13 protein-coding genes are annotated in these 17,436 nt (G+C 59.7%); 2 read left to right on the plus strand and 11 right to left on the minus strand.

Translation table 11 applies throughout. The features are described from left to right. Positions 1-293 precede the first annotated feature (293 nt). The gene (locus ACI77H_RS19085) at positions 294-575 is read left to right on the plus strand and encodes a DUF3077 domain-containing protein (RefSeq protein ID WP_407013269.1); all 282 of its coding nucleotides are present in this window, start codon (positions 294-296) and stop codon (positions 573-575) included. 70 nt (positions 576-645) lie between these two features. On the opposite strand, the gene ACI77H_RS19090 is transcribed toward ACI77H_RS19085, so the two are convergent. From ACI77H_RS19090 to ACI77H_RS19120, 7 genes are all read right to left on the minus strand, one after another. Continuing rightward, positions 646-2,259, minus strand: a complete 1,614-nt coding sequence (locus tag ACI77H_RS19090; protein WP_407013270.1) for a Fic family protein — start codon at positions 2,257-2,259, stop codon at positions 646-648. Positions 2,260-2,524: 265 nt separating this feature from the next. Next, positions 2,525-3,298 (minus strand): DeoR/GlpR family DNA-binding transcription regulator, encoded by a 774-nt coding sequence (locus ACI77H_RS19095; protein WP_407013271.1) that lies wholly within the window; start codon positions 3,296-3,298, stop codon positions 2,525-2,527. 55 nt (positions 3,299-3,353) lie between these two features. Beyond that, complete coding sequence (pdxA, locus tag ACI77H_RS19100) at positions 3,354-4,355, minus strand: 4-hydroxythreonine-4-phosphate dehydrogenase PdxA (RefSeq protein ID WP_407013422.1); 1,002 nt, start codon at positions 4,353-4,355, stop codon at positions 3,354-3,356. Between the two features lie 5 nt (positions 4,356-4,360). Continuing rightward, positions 4,361-5,641: a four-carbon acid sugar kinase family protein gene (locus tag ACI77H_RS19105; protein WP_407013272.1), complete on the minus strand. Its 1,281-nt coding sequence runs from the start codon at positions 5,639-5,641 to the stop codon at positions 4,361-4,363. Continuing rightward, the gene (locus ACI77H_RS19110; RefSeq protein ID WP_150631839.1) at positions 5,638-6,651 is read right to left on the minus strand and encodes a 2-keto-3-deoxygluconate permease; all 1,014 of its coding nucleotides are present in this window, start codon (positions 6,649-6,651) and stop codon (positions 5,638-5,640) included. The genes ACI77H_RS19105 and ACI77H_RS19110 overlap by 4 nt, the downstream gene beginning before the upstream one ends. A gap of 284 nt (positions 6,652-6,935) precedes the next feature. Next, positions 6,936-8,222 carry an OprD family porin gene (locus tag ACI77H_RS19115; protein WP_407013273.1) on the minus strand — a complete coding sequence of 429 codons (1,287 nt, stop codon included), beginning with the start codon at positions 8,220-8,222 and terminating at the stop codon, positions 6,936-6,938. Between the two features lie 240 nt (positions 8,223-8,462). Continuing rightward, a complete protein-coding gene (locus ACI77H_RS19120) occupies positions 8,463-9,131 on the minus strand; it encodes a DsbA family protein (RefSeq protein WP_407013274.1) in 669 nt (222 codons plus the stop codon). A gap of 260 nt (positions 9,132-9,391) precedes the next feature. On the opposite strand from ACI77H_RS19120, the gene ACI77H_RS19125 reads away from it, so the two are divergent. Next, positions 9,392-11,485, plus strand: a complete 2,094-nt coding sequence (locus ACI77H_RS19125; RefSeq protein WP_407013275.1) for a TonB-dependent receptor — start codon at positions 9,392-9,394, stop codon at positions 11,483-11,485. A 211-nt stretch (positions 11,486-11,696) separates the two neighbouring features. On the opposite strand, the gene ACI77H_RS19130 is transcribed toward ACI77H_RS19125, so the two are convergent. The 4 genes from ACI77H_RS19130 to ACI77H_RS19145 all read right to left on the minus strand — a co-directional run bounded on the left by ACI77H_RS19130 (position 11,697) and on the right by ACI77H_RS19145 (position 17,373). Continuing rightward, positions 11,697-11,912 (minus strand): hypothetical protein, encoded by a 216-nt coding sequence (locus ACI77H_RS19130; RefSeq protein WP_407013276.1) that lies wholly within the window; start codon positions 11,910-11,912, stop codon positions 11,697-11,699. 245 nt (positions 11,913-12,157) lie between these two features. Continuing rightward, a complete protein-coding gene (gene aguA / locus ACI77H_RS19135) occupies positions 12,158-13,264 on the minus strand; it encodes an agmatine deiminase (RefSeq protein WP_407013277.1) in 1,107 nt (368 codons plus the stop codon). Between the two features lie 4 nt (positions 13,265-13,268). Continuing rightward, the gene (gene aguB, locus ACI77H_RS19140) at positions 13,269-14,147 is read right to left on the minus strand and encodes an N-carbamoylputrescine amidase (protein ID WP_407013278.1); all 879 of its coding nucleotides are present in this window, start codon (positions 14,145-14,147) and stop codon (positions 13,269-13,271) included. A 313-nt stretch (positions 14,148-14,460) separates the two neighbouring features. Next, positions 14,461-17,373, minus strand: a complete 2,913-nt coding sequence (locus ACI77H_RS19145) for an aminotransferase (protein WP_407013279.1) — start codon at positions 17,371-17,373, stop codon at positions 14,461-14,463. Positions 17,374-17,436 lie beyond the last annotated feature (63 nt).

The raw sequence follows: 17,436 nt of genomic DNA on the forward strand, positions 1-17,436 counted from the left end.
CCCAAGTAAGATACAGGCGCACAAGCGCCCCAAATCACGATTGCCGGCGTTTTTTTGTGTCTGCATTCCCGTGTAATGGCGGCTGTGCGTGGGAGACCTTCGGGTCTGCCGGGTTCCTGTATCTCCGGTTTCTCAGCCCGCGCATAGCTGCCACCCATTCGCCTGAGAACGAACGTGGTAGCTCTAACTTTGATTCAGGAGTTTTTGCTAATGCCCGTTATTATTCCGTCCAAAGCTTCCACCTCTGCTACACCGGTCACCACCCACCATCGCCCAAAAATCGGGGGTGCCCAATGACCAATCCCCAAGACCTGAAAACCATCGGCCTCACGCACTTCTCCTTCCATGCCAACGAACCGCTCTTCCGCATCAGCGCCGGTGTCCCAGTAATCGAGGCCCTCTCCCATGCCTCCGATCTGCTTCACGTCGCCAAACTTCTCGCATCAGACGCCGCGATAATTCGTGACACCGACCGGCATGCCTGGGCGTCGCATTTCTTGCAGGATATGACGAAGGCGATCATTGATGATGTGGTGAAGGTGTTGGACGCACCGATGAACAATCGCAGCCAGTAACACCATCACGCGTACCGAAAGTGCGCACATAAAAAGCCCCGAATCAATCGGGGCTTTTTGTGTAAATCGGTCATCTACCCACGGGCTGATTTGGGTGGTATCGATCGCTCACACCACTGTCTATCGGCTCCTCCCCCCGAACAGACTGAGCCACAGCTTCGATAATGGCGGCCCAGATATCCGGCCTGGTCAGCACAGGCATTTCCTTGGCCAGTACGTTGCTCAGTGTCCCTTCGTTCTGCTCAATGGATCGCAAGAGCCGATCAGCTTGTTGATCAGGCATCTCAACGATTTCCTTGATTGCCTGCCTGGCCCTTATGTGACTGCGTAAATAGCGCGACTCTTCACGCATCTGTTCGGTGATGGTGCGGCGAATGACGTTAGACATGAAAACAACGTGTGGCCCCAGGTTGGGATAGCGCCACACCGGGCGGGCCTGATCCTGGCCTGTGAATTCAATATTCGAGACCACGCCGTCAGGGTACTGCGTACGAGTACTGGCGAATGCTACCTGGTCTCGTACGCCCTGCATGAGCGGTTTTGAAACCTGATCCAGCACGCTGTCATAAAGACGCCGCTCAGCAGAATCGTCGGTGATAACAGCTGAAATCGGAAGAATCACCGGGTCTGGAATGGCCCCATCACGACGCAGAATGTCGTTGATCAGAAAGCGATGGACCCGACCGTTGCCGTCGGCCAGCGGATGGATATAGACGAAAGCGAACGCGGCTACAGCACTGCGCATGACCGGGGATTGCCCTTGAGTACGATTCAGAAAGACGCGAATGCCTTCCAGCATCCGCTCCAGATCGCTCTCCGGGGGAGCGACGTAATGGACAATTTCCTGATAGCGCACAGTTTCGCCAACAAACACCGGAGATTGCCGAATCCCCAAGCGTGTCAGTGTGGTCACTGCGCCAAGGATTTCTTCTTGCATCTCAGCAAGTGCAGCATCAGTGAGCGGCAGTTCGCCCTGTCCGGTTCTTCGCGCCAACACATCTGCGAAGCGCTGGATACGCGTAGAACGATCCGCCTCCCCTTCAATGGCGAAGCTGGCTTTGCTTTCCCTGAGCGTCATCCATGCGGCGGCGCGCAGCAGAAGCGCCTCGCCAAACTCTGCCGTCAGTTGCCCAAAGAGGTGAGGCACATTAAGGTCCGCTGCTGACTTGACAGCTGCTGTCTTGACGACGATTGGGCAGAAGTAGCTAGAGCCAGGCAGGTTGTCATTCACTCGCCAACGCGGCACTTTCACCGCCTCTTCGGGTGAAGCTGCCACCATCAGGTCGGCGTTGATGGCATCGACATACTTACCACCTATAGGTTCTGGCGCTTGCAACTGCTCGCCAGTGAGCCACTCATACAAGAACGCTGACCTGCGGGCATATTGGCCAGTGGGTTCGTCATTCAACCAGCCTTGTACCGGTGCAGCACCCACCTTGGTAAACAGCCTGGTCAAGAACTCCAGGTTCGGGACTTCATGCCGCAGGTGAAATTGCAGATGGGATGAAAAGTCCGGATCGGGGCGCATGTTTTCCGTAAAGGTCTCAAGACGAAACCCGTCTTCGACCTGAGTTGACCGTCGGCTACCGACCTGACTTAACACGGGTAGCCGTGCCATCGGCCGCACGTCGAATGTTGTTGCCAGCCAGGCAGCACCGATGGCGTCTACGGGAAACTCGCTCACGTCACACTCCTTTTAAAACTTCGGCCGAATCAACCACCACAAAATGAAGAGTAACGATCAAAATCAGCTTTCGCTGCATAAAAATGATTATTTTTTGGTGCTAATGCATAAAAACGAACATGCAGAGCCCATCAATGAGCTCCGTGATTGAATTGGGCCCCGTCGAACTGACCCAATACGCATAAATACGAGTTTATTTGCTCAAAAACGATCATAAATCTGGCACTTTGCACAAAATCGTTTCGAGCACAGAGGTGGGGGGCAATCAAGCGACGATCACGGTTTCCACGGTGATTTGCTTGAGCGCATGAAACGGCGCGAGAGCCGCTTCATCAGCAGTGGCACCAGTAATCAACCGCCACTCCCGCTCAATCGGCGTCCAATGCTGCTGCCGCGCGCGGCCGAGTTTGTCGGTGTCGGCAAGAACGACGATTTGTGCCGCCCGTTTGATGATGCACTCCTTTAGATACGCCTGCTGCGCACTCGCCTCGCACAAACCAAACTCCGCTACCACGCCATCCGCACCGAGGAAGGCCTTGTCGACACTCAACCGGCTCAATGTCAGCTCTGCCAACGGCCCCAGCGTGCTCATGCTCGAACCGCGCAGGTCGCCGCCGATCAAGGTCAACCGCACGCCCGGCGCATTGGCCAGGGTCATCACCGCCAGCAGATTGTTGGTGACCACATGCACGTCCTGCCGCGAGCACAAATGATGGGCCAGTGCGGCGCAGGTGGTGCCGCCGTCGAGCAGGACGGTATCGCCGTCCTGGACATGCGCCGCCGCAGCCTGGGCGATCGCGTCTTTTTGCTCCCACTGAGACGTCTTGCGTTCTTCGAGTGAGGCTTCCGGTTCATGCACGCCGACCACGGAAGTAGCGCCGCCATAGGTGCGCACCAGGTGCCGCTGTTTGGCGAGCATGGTCAGATCACGGCGCACCGTCGCTTCCGAAACCCCGAGCGCCGCGCTCAATTGCTCGACGTTGGCATCGCCAATGCGTACGAGGTCGAGGATGGCGCGGTGGCGTTCGGAGGCTTTCATGGTGGATCTCGCACGATGGACGGTGATCGATCTTACACGACAGCGCCCGTGCGGCTCATCCCCGTCGCGTGGCCAGCTCCGCGCCCTGGCGCAGCGCTTCGAGCAGGCTGCGCTCATCGGCGATGCCTTTGCCGGCGATGTCGAACGCGGTGCCGTGGTCGACCGAGGTGCGGATCACATCCAGGCCGACGGTGACGTTCACCCCGGCTTCAAGTCCGAGCACTTTGACCGGGCCATGGCCCTGGTCGTGATACATCGCCACCACCAGATCGAAGTCGCCGCGTCCGGCACGGAAGAACAGGGTGTCGGCGGGCAGCGGGCCGGTGACGTCAAGGCCGCGTTCCTGCAACAGCTTCACCGCCGGGATGATTTTTTCTTCCTCTTCGCCATAACCGAACAGGCCGTTTTCACCGGCATGCGGGTTGATCCCGCACACGCCGATGCGCGGACGGGCAATGCCGGCCTTGATCAACGTCGCGTTGCCGCGTTCGATGGTGCGCTGGACCAGGCCCGGCTCGATCTTGCGGATCGCGTCGATGATGCCGATGTGGGTCGTGACATGAATCACCCGCAGCTGCGGCGCCACCAGCATCATCGACACCTCGTCGACGTTGGTCAGGTGCGCGAGCATTTCGGTGTGGCCGGGGTACTTGTGGCCGCCGGCGTGCAGCGCTTCCTTGTTCAGTGGCGCCGTGCAAATGGCATCAATCTGGCCGGCCTCGGCGAGTTGCACGGCACGGGCGATGTATTGGTATGCGGCGTCGCCAGCGATGGGCGACAGTTCGCCGAACGGCAGGTCGTCGGGGATCAGGTCGAGGTCGATGCAGTCGATCACGCCGGTCTCGTAAAGCGCTTCGGACGCATCGTTGATACGGCGCACTTTGGCGCTACCGCCGACGATCACATTGGCCTGCTCGAGACGGCGTGCATCGCCAATCACCAGCGGTCTGCATTGTTGATAGACGATGTCGTGAGTCAGGCTCTTGACGATGATTTCCGGACCGACACCCGAGGCGTCGCCCATGGTGATGCCAATGACGGGGAGGTAGTTGCTCATAGTGTTCATTCGAGTCCTTGGATTCGTGTGCGTTGGGGCGGGGAGCGATCGGCGCTGTCGCTCAGGTGTTGCCATGCCGCATACAACGCGTGATCGGTGCCGAACGCGCCGGCCTTGGTCACAATGCCGGGACGATGGCCCTGCCGGGAAACAGTCGGGCGGGCGAAGGCAACGCCGGCTTCGATTTCGCTAATGAGTTGCAGGCTGTCGATGCCGACGGTGGTCAATATCGCCCGCGCGGTCTCGCCGCCCGTGGCGATCAGACCGCCGACCTTGGCGAAGTGCGGTTCGACCAATACGGCCAGCATGCTCGAGAGTTGCGCGCCCTCCTGCGGATCGAACGCGACATCGCGGCCGATGCGCAGCAGCAGGTCACTCCAGCCGTCCAGTTGCTCGCCGATGCGTGCCTGCCAGGTTGCCCAATCTTCATGGGCAATACCTTGGCGAAGGACCTCCGGCGGGACGATCAATTCGCTGACACCGCCGCGCTCCTTGAGCAGCGCGCATTGGCGCTCGCAGACACCGGAAAGGCTGCCGACGAGGATCAGAATCGGCGCCTGGCTTTTTTCCTGCGCGGTGGGTTCGATGGCCGTGAATCGCACCTCGGAAAAGTCGGGGAGACTGGCGATTTCCCGCGCCAGGCCACCCGAGCCGATCCAGAACAGCGGCTGCTCCATCGACGCGGTCAGGCGAGCGAGGGTCAGCAGATCGTCTTCGGTTTGTGCATCGACGATCAGCGCTTGCGTACTGCTGCGGGCGACTTCGGCGATGTGCTGCGCGAGCGCATTTTCGTTGCCGCGCAAGGTCTCGAGGTCCAACTTCGCGGTGCTCAGGCCGGCGGCGATGAGCATCGCTTCAACATCCGCTGGACGATCAGCGTTTTCAAGTTTCCAGGTGTCGGTGGTTTCCAGCGGCTGGCCGTTGACGAACACCCGACCGCCGCGCAACGTGCGCCCCGTCGCGGGGAACGCCGGGGCAACGATGGCCAGGCCGGCCAAGGGTTGCAGGGCAGCAACTTCCGCCGCCCAGTTGCCGCGCAGGGTCGAATCGATTTTCTTGTACAGCCGCTGCCCGGGCTGATGCAGTGCCTTGAATGCAGCGACGCTGCGCTCGGCGGCGTGCGCCGGCGAGAGGCGACGCGTGTCGGTGTCGGCGGCGATCACCTGTGCATCGGCCTTGTCATTCAAGGGGTCGAGCGTGACCACCGTTTGCAGCCCCACGCTTGCAAAGCCAATGGCGCAATCCGCCGCGCCGGACAGATCATCGGCGATGATCAGAATCCTCATCGCAACGCCTCCTGCTTTTGAGGTTCGATCTCCTGCTCAGGGATGACGACAGGGTTGCGTTGTTGCACGCGTTTGGCGACGGCTGCGGTGAGTATCGGCGCCAGGATCGCGGTGACTACCACGCAGGCCGCTACCAATATGGTCGCGCTCTTGGCGGCTTCGGCGTAAACCGGATTGGCCGCCGCAATCAGCGCAGGAACGGCTGCGGCGTTCCCCGCCGTGGTGGCCGCAGCGACACCGGCGACGCCCGTGCCACCGGTCAAACGATCAGCGAAGAACAGCGGAATGCCGGTCAACACAACGACCGCAACACCCATGCCGAGACCCAGCAAACCGGCCTGCCAGACGTTGTGCAGGTCCAGACTGGCGCCCAGTGCCAACGCGAAGAACGGGATCATCACCGGAACGGCCTTGGCCAGGAAGTCGCGCATGTCACGGTCGAGATTGCCCAGCAACATGCCCAGCGCCAGCGGCAGGATGCTGCCCACCAGCGTCGGCCACGGGAACGCCGACAGGCCGGCTATGCCGAGGGTGACCATGGTCAGAAACGGGCCGGACTCCAGCGACATTACGGAATAGGCACCGACATCTTCGGAGCGGCCGTACTGCCCCATCAGCGCCATGTACAAGCCGCCGTTGGTGTCATTCATCGCGGCGACCACCGCCAGCGTCGAGATGCCGGCGAACAGGCCTGACGATATCGGCTGCTCACCGAGAAAATGGCCGAGCACGATACCGATGAGCACCGCGATGCCGACTTTGGTAATCAGCAGTGTGCCGCCCTTCTTGAGCAAGTAGGGCGTGGCTTTGATGTTGATGCTCGCGCCCATGCACACATAGAACACCGCGAGGATAGGCAACGCTCCGGTGAACAGCGCGTTGGTGAAGGAACCGAAAAACTTCGGCGTATCAGGCATGAAGGTGGCGACCAGCGAACCGATCAGCAGGGGCACGATCATCATGCCGCCCGGAATGCGTTCTATGGTGCGTTTGATAGGAAATTGGGCCACGAGGGTCTCCTTTTATAATTGTGGGGTAAGACGTGTTTCACCTCGAAACTGACTGAACTGATCACCTTGTGATTGACTCAGTCAAAATAATCTTATGACACTCGTATAAAATGCGCAAACCAATCATTTGTGATGCTCGTTTTGATCATTTTCCGTACGCAACGATTGAGCAGTGACGCTCTTGCCGCCACCTAGAGCCTCGCGCCGCCCACAAAAAAGCCCCGAACCAGTCGGGGCTTCTTCTTTATCAGCCTTGAATCAGGCCTCGATACGGCAACCGATCATCAGAAAATGTTGATCGGGTAATCCACGAACACACGCACTTCGTTGCCGCTGACGTTGTATTCGCTGGATTTCTGCGAAACACGCAGGATCGAGCTGCGCAGTTTCACGCTCAGGTCTTTGGCCGGGCCACTTTGCACGACGTACTTGAACTGGTTGAAGATTTCGCGCTCGGTACCGCCTTCGCTGGTGGAAGTGGTGATGTTGTCGCCGCGCACGTAAGCCACGTTGTAGCTCAGGCCTGGAACGCCGAAAGTGCTGAAATCCAGACCGTAGCCCAGCTGCCAGCTGCGTTCGTCTTCGGCGTTGAAGTCGGACCAGTAGGAGTTCGCCAGGTAGATGGTGTTGCCGCCATCGCCAACGCGACCTTGATCTTTCTGGTAGCCGCCGTAGGCGTAGCCCAGGTTGCTGTCGCCGGTGCTGCGCTGGTGCGCGACGGTGAACGAGTGTGGGCCGGTGGCGAAGGTCGCTGCCAGGCTCCAGATTTTGTTGTCGTCGCCGGTGGCACCGCTTTCGCGGACGTAGGAGTTGTCCAGCTTGGTGCGGTAGCCGTTGAAGTCGAGGGTCAGGGACTGATCCTTGTCGATCGGGAACACGTAGTTGGCGTTCACGTATTGCTTCTTCAACACGTCTTCAACGTCGGACGCGTACACCGCCGCCTTGAACTGTTCGGTGAACTGGTAGCTACCGCCCAAGACGTTGATCGACTTCAGGCCACCACTGTCACGGCCTTCCGCGCTTTTGCGCGATTCGGCGGTGAAACGACCGGCGTTCAGTTCCAGGCCTTTGATCTCCTTGGAGGTGATCAAGGTACCGGTGTAGCTTTCCGGCAGCAGGCGCGAGTTGTCGTAGCTCAATACCGGCAGGGCCGGCATCTGGTCGCCGTAAGTCAGCGTAGTGCTGGAGAGACGGAATTTGACCGCTGCGCCGCCCTTCGACAGGTCATCAGCCGCGTTGCCGCTGTCGCCCTTTTTGAAGAAGTCGATGCCTTGCGCGCCGGTGCGACCCTTGCCGCCATCCAGACGCAGTGCGTACAGACCAAAAGCGTCCACACCCACACCGACGGTGCCTTGGGTGAAACCGGACGAGAACGTGCCGATGGCCGCTTGGCCCCACTCGGCTTTGTCCGGTCGACCGTCTTTGTAGTCACGATTGATGTAGGCGTTGCGCAGCAGCACTTTGAGGCTGCTGTCTTCAACAAAACCCTTGGATTCGGCCTGGTCGTTTGCCATGGCCTGTGTCGCGCTCAACATCCCCAGAGCGATCAGGCTGATTCGCTTGTTCAACATTTTGTTTTCCTTATTACGGGTTGATACGCGCTGTGTCGAACGGCTGAAACGGCGCTGTCGCACTCTTTTTTTCACCCCGAAACAAAAAGGCCCGCCCACGATAAATCGCGGGGCGGGCCTTCTTATTATTTTGAGTCATGGCGGTTAGCCACAGGCGTTGGGGCGAATCCTATCCGCGCCCTGAACCATGTGTCAATTTCATGAATCGTCTGGCAATAGGCGAAAATCGTCTAAGAACTTCTAATTGCAGCCATGCAGACCACAGGCTTGAAACTCGGCTGTAGCCTCGGGCGCGGGAAGCATCTGACTCAACCATGCCGCGAAAGCTTGTGGCTTGCCGAGCCATGGGCTGATGTCGACCAACGTGAATTGGCCATCCTGCTCCAGGACGAAGGTCGGAAAACCATGACCACCGACATTGGCCAACAAGGCGCGACTGGCTTTGATGTGGCGATCGATTTCTGCGTTCTTGAACGCTGACTGGAAGGCTTCGGGCTCCAGGCCGATGTCGTTGGCGAGTTCGAACAACACGGCTTCATCGGCGATGCGCCGCCCTTCCACGTAATGCGCGCTCTGCAAACGGCCCAACAATTCCAGGCCACGGCCAGCGATCTGCTGCGCCGCGAGTACGGCGGCAATCGACGGAGCGGAGTCGAACACCGCCGTCTCATCGCGCAACAACCCTTCGAAATACGCTTCGCCGAACGGCTGACCGGTGTACTCGGCGATGCGCCGGTCGTGGGGCATCACGTAGTTACGCAAGTGTGACGAGACCGTCTGGCGATTGGCGCCGGTCATCATGCCGCCGCCATGGGCCATCAACGGTAAAACGGCCTGAGCGGCCTGCACCAATGGTTTTGCGCCATAGCACCAGCCGCACAACGGGTCGTAAATGTAGTGAAGGATCATGGGAAGGCTCCGGCGAAAAGGTAGGAAAATTCGATGCCGGCAGGTTAGCCCTGGGCCGGTTTCGGAAAAACGTCGGAATGGCTTTCAGTCTGTTTCGTAAATCGGTCGAATGTTGCGAATCCTTTCTGTAACAACTCCGACACAAATTGAAACAATCAAACAACGGAACTTTTCAGGAATAATTCACGAGAGCAAATCATAAGCATTATCATTCGCGCCCTGTACGTTACAACCCAAAAATCCTACGGACGCGTCCTTAAATGCCTGCCCCTTTTCGCCTTACGCCCTTCAGTCTTGGGCTCTCTGCCTTGCTATCTGCCGGTTTTTCCTACGCCGCGCCTACAACCCTGCCGGCCACTTCGATCAGCGCCGAAGCAGAGGCCGACGATCCGCGCGTGAAAGAAACCAGCACAGCGACCCGCACCGCCACGCCGGTACGCTACGTGCCACAAGCCATCGACTCGATAAAAACCTCGAACGTCGTCGATTACGGGACCAACGATCTGGGCACAGCGCTGAGCGGCATCCCCAACGTGAGCAGCGGCGCCGACACGCGCTTCGACAGCTTGCGCATTCGCGGTTTTGACGCCAGCAACGACTTTTATCTCGACGGGATTCGGGACGACAGCCAATACGTGCGCGACCTGCACAACATCGAGCGCATCGAAGTCCTCAAGGGGCCCGCGGCAGTGTTGTACGGTCGTGGCAGTCAGGGCGGGATCGTCAATCGGGTCAGCAAGTTGCCGGAATTCGGCCGCCGCTCGACCATCGAAGCCCAGGGTGGCAGCAACGATTTGCGCAGCCTTTACGCGGACCTGAGCACCGACCCCAGCGAAAACATCAGCCTGCGTCTGAACATGGGCAACATGGATCAGAACAGTTTCCGCGATGGCGTCAGCGGCAATCGCCAGTTGTTCGCGCCGTCGATGAGCTGGCAACTGACACCCGACCTGAACTGGTTGGTGCAGTACGAATACAGCCGCTACAACCGTACGCCGGATCGCGGAGTGCCCGGTGTCAACGGACGCCCGGCGGATGTCGGACGGGATACGACCTACGGCAGCGATCACGATTTCATCGATGACAAGTCGCAATCCCTACGCTCGAAACTCAGCTACGACATCAACGAGAACTGGCAACTGCGCCAGACCTTGGGCGTATTCAAGCTCAACAGCGATTTCGACAACACCTACCTGATCGGCTACACCCCGGCGACCAACTCGGTCACGCGCCAGCACTGGCAGCAGGACCTGAACACCCGCAACGTGTTTAACAACGTGGAGCTGGAGGGTGGTTTCGATACCTTCGGCCTTGAGCATCGACTGCTGACCGGCATCGAAATCGGCAGCCAGCGCCGCGACCCGATCCTGTACACCGCCGCCACGACCGGTCCCGGCAATCGGCCTGTACCGGCGCTGAACCTGGACAACCCCAATCGCAACTTGCGTCACACCGGGCGCATGCAGGTGTCCAGCGACAACCACACCGAAGTCGAGAGCCGCGCAGTGTACGTGCAGGATCAACTGCGCCTGAGCGATGAATGGCAACTGTTGGGCGGTCTGCGCTACGACACCTTCGACATCGAATCGACCAACAACCTGCGGGGCATTTCCAAGGACCGCGACAGCCACAGCACCAGTCCACGTGTAGGACTGGTCTGGACGCCACTGCAGAATCATTCCTTCTATGCCTCGTGGACCAAGACGTTTTCCCCGGCGGGTGGTGGCTTGATCGGCATCACGCCGGGCGCTGCCGGCAACACCAACGACCTGAGCCCCGAGCTGACCAAGCAGAAGGAAATCGGCGTGAAAAGCGACTGGCTCGACGATCGCCTGAGCACCACGCTGGCGATCTACGAACTGGAGCTCTACAACCGTCGCACCAGCGACCCGCTCAACCCGACCATCATCTTGCTTTCCGGTCAGCAACGTTCACGCGGGATCGAGCTGACCGGCACCGGCAAGATTGTCGGCAACTGGTACGTGCGCGGTGGTGTGGGCGTGCAGGACGCGACGGTCGAGAAGGACAACAACGGCTTTGAAGGCAAGCGCATCAGCAACGTGGCCAAGCACAACGGCAGCCTGTTCCTGACCTGGAAACCGGAAATGGGCTGGTACGCCGAAACCGGTTTGACCCTGGTGGGCCAGCGTTACGCCGACAACCTCAACACCACCGTGCTGCCGGGTTATGGCCGTTGGGATGCGTTGGCCGGGTTCCGTCAAAAGGATTGGGATTTGCGCGCGGCGCTGAACAACATCAGCGATAAAACCTATTACTCGTCGGCCACCAGCGCGGCGCAGATTCAACCGGGTGAACCGCGCAGCCTGGTGGTGACCGGGACTTACAGCTTCTAAACGCCTCAGACTCCGACAACACGCAGAACCTGTGTAGGAGCTGGCTTACCAGCGATGGCGGTTTATCATCCAGCATCAATGTTGAATGTAATGGCCTCATCGCTGGCAAGCCAGCTCCTACAAGGGTCCTGCGTACTTTCCTGCAAAACCATCGCCCATAAAAAAGCGCCGCCTTCCCGGCAGCGCTTTTATCAATCCGTTGTTTTTCTTCTTATCCTTCCATCACATCCCACAACGCATCCAGTTCCGCTTCGCTGAATAAACCAGCGGGGTAGCGCTCGATGATCATCCGGCGCGGATCAGGTTCCCTGATCTGACGCGTTCCATTGGATTTCAACCATTGCGCCAGAATCTGGAGCGATTCGCTGTTTTTTACTGCCAGGGGATGCAATGCCCGCTCTCTCACCACATTAACTTCGGCGTTCATTTCCGCGCTCTCTCCTGGTTTGTGAGCGGCTAACTTATCCAAGGTTTATGACAGAACATCGAAGTTCTCCCCCTCCCTGTTTACACCAGGAGAGATACAAGAGCTGTGCCAATCTGTCGGGATGGTCGACAAGCGGATACAAAAAAGCCCGCAGTCCTGATGGGCTGCGGGCTTTTCTGCGAGGCGTCCGGGAAAAACCTCTGCGGGAGCGATTTTTCAATCAACTCAAGATGTTACAACTGCACTCACTCTTTGTGTGGCGCAGGCTGCTGTTGGGTAAGGCAGTGAATGTTACCGCCGCCCAGTAACAGTTCGCGGCCCGGCACCATCACCACTTCATGTTGCGGGAACAGGCTCTGCAGAATCTCTTTGGCCGGACCGTCCAGCGGATCGTCGAAGCTTGGCGCGATGATGCCGCCGTTGACGATGAGAAAGTTCACGTAGGAACCGGCCAGACGAACGGTCGGATTACGCTCCTGGGTACCGTCCACCGGGTCGACACCGGCGCACTCTTCTTCGGTCGCATACAGCGGCCCCGGAATCGGCATCTTGTGCACCGTGAATGGGCGACCTTTGGCGTCGGTGCTGCTTTCGAGCACTTTCATCGCCGCCTGGCAGCGCGGGTAGTTCGGGTCTTGCGGATCATCGGTCCAGGCCAGCAATACTTCACCCGGACGCACGTAGCAGCAAAAGTTATCCACATGGCCGTCGGTTTCGTCGTTGAACAAACCGTCCGGTAGCCAGATGATTTTATCCACGGCCAGGTTCGCGCTGAGTACCGCTTCAATGTCCGCTCGGTTCAGGTGCGGGTTGCGATTGCGGTTGAGCAGGCATTCTTCAGTGGTGATCAGCGTGCCTTCGCCATCCACGTGAATCGAACCCCCTTCGAGCACAAAACCCTCGGTGCGATAACGCTGACTGCGTTCGATCTCGAGGATCTTGCCACCGACCTGCGAATCGCGGTTCCACGGCGAATACAACCCACCGTCAAAACCGCCCCAGGCGTTGAAGTCCCAGTTCACGCCGCGGACTTCACCGCTGTTATTGATGACGAATGTCGGGCCGGTGTCGCGGACCCAGGCGTCATCACTGGACATCTCGACCACACGAATATTCGGCACGTCGAGACGCGCCCGCGCATTTTCGTATTGGCCGGCGGACACCGCCACGGTCACCGGTTCGAAACGCGCGATGGCCTTGGCCACCGCCACGTGTGCGGCTTGTGCCGGTTTGCCGCCCAGGCGCCAGTTGTCCGGCCGCTCGGGCCAGATCATCCAGGTCTGGGTTTGCGCCGCCCACTCGGCGGGCATGTAAAAGCCGTCGGCGCGCGGGGTGCTGTTTAAAGTGGTCATGCGGTCAGGACTCCAGGGAACCGTCGAGGGTTTTCAGCGCATTGTATAGGTTAGGGCGACGATCACGGAACGAGCCCCATGCGCTGCGGATGTGCTCAAGCTCGTCGAGGTCGAAGCTGTGAACCAGCACGCCTTCTTCGGTTTTATCGAGTTCCTGAACCTTCTCGCCGAACTGGTTGGCGATAAACGACGAGCCGTAGAAGGTGATGTCGTACCCGTCCTGCTCCTCATTGCCGATGCGATTGCTGGCGATCAGCGGCATCAGGTTGGCGCCGGCATGTCCCTGCTGCACACGCTGCCAGTGATCGCGGGACGAGATGGTCTTGTCGTGCGGTTCGCTGCCGATGGCGGTCGGGTAGAACAAAATTTCCGCACCCAGCAACGCCATGCTGCGCGCGCATTCCGGGAACCACTGATCCCAGCAGATGCCCACGCCGATTTTCGCGTAACGGGTGTTCCAGACTTTGAAGCCGGTGTCGCCCGGATTGAAGTAGTACTTTTCGTGGTAGCCAGGGCCGTCCGGGATGTGGCTTTTACGATAAATCCCGAGATTGGAGCCGTCGGCATCGATGATCGCGATGCTATTGAAACGCGCGCGGCCGGCCAATTCGTAGAAGCTGATCGGCAGCACCACTTGCAGTTCCTTGGCGACTTTCTGGAAATGCTTGATGGCGACGTTGTCTTCAACCGTCGTGGCCAGCTGCAGGTAATCCGCGTTCGGCTTCTGGCAGAAGTACGGCGCCTCGAACAGTTCCTGGATCAGGATGATCTGCGCGCCTTGGGCCGCCGCCTCGCGGACCAGCCTTTCAGCGGTTTCGAGGTTGGCTTCAAGGTCCCAGGAACAGGCCATCTGAGTGGCGGCGACGGTAACGATACGGCTCATGAATCATCTCCGGGCAAGTGCTGTGGGTCGAGTTTGGCATCGACCGATGACAGAAAGAGAAGCGCCGGGCGTGATGAGGCACGCCGATGCAATGCCGACTTTATAGCCGATAAAAATCGGCTTTAAAAGCGATTAATCTTCCTTACGTCGAAAACAACAGCACTTAAACCCGATAACAATCGATATTTCGTGAGTGTTTTTGATGACGCCTTCGCGGGCAAGCCCGCTCCCACAGGTTTTATGTCGGATGCTGATAATGAGCACGACGCCAAACCTGTGGGAGCGGGCTTGCCCGCGAAAGCGATTTCAAACCTTACAAACCTTCGTCCAGCACCTTCGCCAGCATGTCGACAAAGAAATCCACACTCTGCCGCGAGGTGACCATCGGCGGTTTGATTTTGAGCACGTTCAGGAAATCACCGGTCGGTTGCATGAAAACTCCCAGCTCCCGCAGGCGATCACACAACGCGGTGGTTTCCTCGGTCGCTGGCTCCAGGGTTTCGCGGTTGCGGACCAATTCGACGCCCAGATAAAACCCGGAGCCGTGCACCGCGCCCACCAGCGGATGACTGTCGATCAGCGCCTCAAGACGTTCCTTGAAATACCCGCCCACGACCTGGGCGTTTTCCCAGAGTTTTTCCTCTTCCATCACATCCAGAACCGCCATGCCGATCTGGCAACTGACCGGGCTGCCACCTGCCGACGAGAAGAAATAGCCCTCGGCCTCCAGCGCTTCGGCGATTTCCCGACGGGTGATCACCGCGCCCAGCGGTTGGCCGTTACCCATGCCTTTGGCCATGGTGATGATGTCCGGCACCACACCCTGCTCTTCGAAGCCCCAGAAGAAATGACCCATGCGCCCGTAACCGACCTGCACTTCGTCGGCGATGCACACGCCGCCCTGCGCACGAACCAGGCCGTACACCTGTTTCAAATACCCCGGCGGCAGCGAGATGCCCCCGGCATTGCCGTACACCGGCTCGCAAATGAAACCGGCCAGCGGGCGTTGTTGCTCAGCGATTTTCGCCAGGGTGTGTTCGACGCTGCGCACGTAGTCTGGCGCACTGTCCGCGCCACGGAATTCGCCGCGATAGGTGTTCGGCGCAGTCACCGGGTGCACCCAGTCGGGACGGCTACTCAAGGCCTTGGGGTTGTCGGCAATCGAAGTCGAGACCGCGTCCGCGCCCACGGTCCAGCCGTGATAGGCCTCCAGCACGCTGATGATGTCGCGGCCGCCGCTGTAGGCCCACGCCAGACGGATCGCCAGGTCGTTGGCCTCGCTGCCGCTGTTGACCAGGAACACCCGGTCCATGCCCTCCGGCGACAGTTTCAGCAAGCGCTCGGAAAACTCGGCAACCGCCGCGTAGTTGAACCGCGAATTGGTGTTGAGCAGCGACCATTGACGGCTGGCGACGGCGGCCATGCGCGGGTGACCGTGGCCAAGCACCGCGACGTTGTTGAGCATGTCGAGGTAGGAGCGGCCCTGCATGTCGATCAGGTGATTGCGCCAGCCACGCTCGATGCGCGGCGGGTCGACGTAATAGTGCTTCTGCGTCCGGGCGAAACTGGCGTCGCGGCGCGCCAGCAAGGTCTGCGAATCAAGCTCGGCTTGCGCATCGCACGCCAGCCCCAGCAACGCCGCCGGTGACGGGCACAACGCTTGCCAGGCCGGCGCACGCGAAGGCGTGCAAAACAACGGCGCATCGAGCGACGCGCCTCGGCACAACTGCACCCGCAACGGCCCACTGACCGAACCCAACACCTGGCCTTTGACCAGCGCGGCGCCGGTGTGCAACGACGGCGTCACGTCCCATAACCGCACGCTCAACTGCGGGCCGTCCAGTTGCAGCACGCCCGGCGCCGGTTGATGAACAACCCCGGCGAACGGCGATTCGACCGCAGTGCCATGCGGCACTCGCAACTCGACGTGCAACGGGCAAGTGTCTGGCTCGGCCGCACTGTCCGGGCGGGTGCGGGATAAACGGTACTGGCCATAACGGCTCGCCGCCAAACCGTGGGCCGCAGCCGCTTCGCTCAACAGACGTTGATCGATCCCCTCCTGCTCCCAATTACCGGCCTCGAAATGTGCGCTCAGTACGCCCAGATCGATCAAGGCGAATTCACGCCCGACCAGGCTCGGCAGCAGCGGCGCGAAGCCGTCGCTGCCGATGTCCGCCAGGCTGTGGCCGACCGACGTGAGGATCGCCGCTTCCATCAACGCCAACGGCACCGACGTGGCCACCCGGAAAATTTCCCACTCGTGTGTCAGGTTGTCGCGACTGTAGGCATTACCCGGATCGATGCTGACCTGCTGCTCGCCGCTGAGCACCAGCACCGCCGCCCGCGCAACGATCAATGGCCACAGCGCCAGCAGCTCTTCGTGTTGCAGCGGATTGACCGCGTGATAAGCCTGAACCGCCGGCAAAATGTAGAACGGATCGCCACCGGCATGGTGCAGCAGCGCTGCGCAGGTCACCGACAGATCGGTAATGCGCCAGGTGCGGACCAGATCGCCGAAATCGATCACGCCCTGCAATTGCCACTGGCGTTGCGCATCGCGCTGCCAGACTACGTTGTCGTCGGTGATGTCCATGTGGATGGCCTGCACCGGCAACTTGTCCACCAGCGGCTGCAAATGCCGCTCGGCCTGTTCGGCCACTTCGGCGATCGACGCGCGTTGCCGGTCATCTGCAATCACCGGCAGCAAATGCGCGATCAACGCGTTGGCGTGGCGGGCGTCCCACTGAAGGGTACGCTCAAGGCCCGCATGATCGAAAGCGGCAAGCGCCAGGTCCATTTTGCCGCAGAGCCGTCCGAAACCGGCCACCACGGAACCGGGCAGATGATCGAGGTGCGTGAGCGACTGACCTTCGATGTAATCGAGCAGGCGCACATGCACCGCTTGCCCGTCGACCTCCAGTGAAAGCAGGTCTGCGCCGTTCCGGGCAGGGATCACTCGCGGCACGTGTACCGAGGCGTGTTCAGCCAAATGCTTGAGCCCCGCGTGCTGGGCGTGCAGTTCCAGGGCCGAATAGTCGCCACGGCAGATTTTCAGGACGAAACGCCCCTGTTCGCTGTCGACGCGGAAGTTGAGATCCTGCTGGCTGCCGAGCGCCTGCAGTTTTCCGCTCAGCCCGTAATGCCCCTCGAGCAGCTCTAGCGCTTGCTCCGCAGACACTTGCGGACTGGGCAAACTGGCGCGATGAATCAACGTGGCGAGCGGCATACAACAACCCCTGAAATGTTATTAGGCGCTTATATCGCCACTGCATCGGTCGATAATCAACCC

Origin of the sequence: Pseudomonas sp. O230 (genome assembly GCF_045447035.1) — a bacterium.
Taxonomy (GTDB): domain Bacteria; phylum Pseudomonadota; class Gammaproteobacteria; order Pseudomonadales; family Pseudomonadaceae; genus Aquipseudomonas.

Coding starts and splice junctions, on each gene's coding strand:
- ACI77H_RS19120 (WP_407013274.1), bottom strand. CDS start 9,131: ATGATCCTTCACTACATTTACGACCCGTTGTGCGGCTGGTGCTATGGC.
- ACI77H_RS19130 (WP_407013276.1), bottom strand. CDS start 11,912: ATGAACGCCGAAGTTAATGTGGTGAGAGAGCGGGCATTGCATCCCCTG.
- ACI77H_RS19105 (WP_407013272.1), bottom strand. CDS start 5,641: ATGAGGATTCTGATCATCGCCGATGATCTGTCCGGCGCGGCGGATTGC.
- aguB (WP_407013278.1), bottom strand. CDS start 14,147: ATGAGCCGTATCGTTACCGTCGCCGCCACTCAGATGGCCTGTTCCTGG.
- ACI77H_RS19085 (WP_407013269.1), top strand. CDS start 294: ATGACCAATCCCCAAGACCTGAAAACCATCGGCCTCACGCACTTCTCC.
- ACI77H_RS19125 (WP_407013275.1), top strand. CDS start 9,392: ATGCCTGCCCCTTTTCGCCTTACGCCCTTCAGTCTTGGGCTCTCTGCC.
- ACI77H_RS19115 (WP_407013273.1), bottom strand. CDS start 8,222: ATGTTGAACAAGCGAATCAGCCTGATCGCTCTGGGGATGTTGAGCGCG.
- ACI77H_RS19145 (WP_407013279.1), bottom strand. CDS start 17,373: ATGCCGCTCGCCACGTTGATTCATCGCGCCAGTTTGCCCAGTCCGCAA.
- pdxA (WP_407013422.1), bottom strand. CDS start 4,355: ATGAGCAACTACCTCCCCGTCATTGGCATCACCATGGGCGACGCCTCG.
- aguA (WP_407013277.1), bottom strand. CDS start 13,264: ATGACCACTTTAAACAGCACCCCGCGCGCCGACGGCTTTTACATGCCC.
- ACI77H_RS19095 (WP_407013271.1), bottom strand. CDS start 3,298: ATGAAAGCCTCCGAACGCCACCGCGCCATCCTCGACCTCGTACGCATT.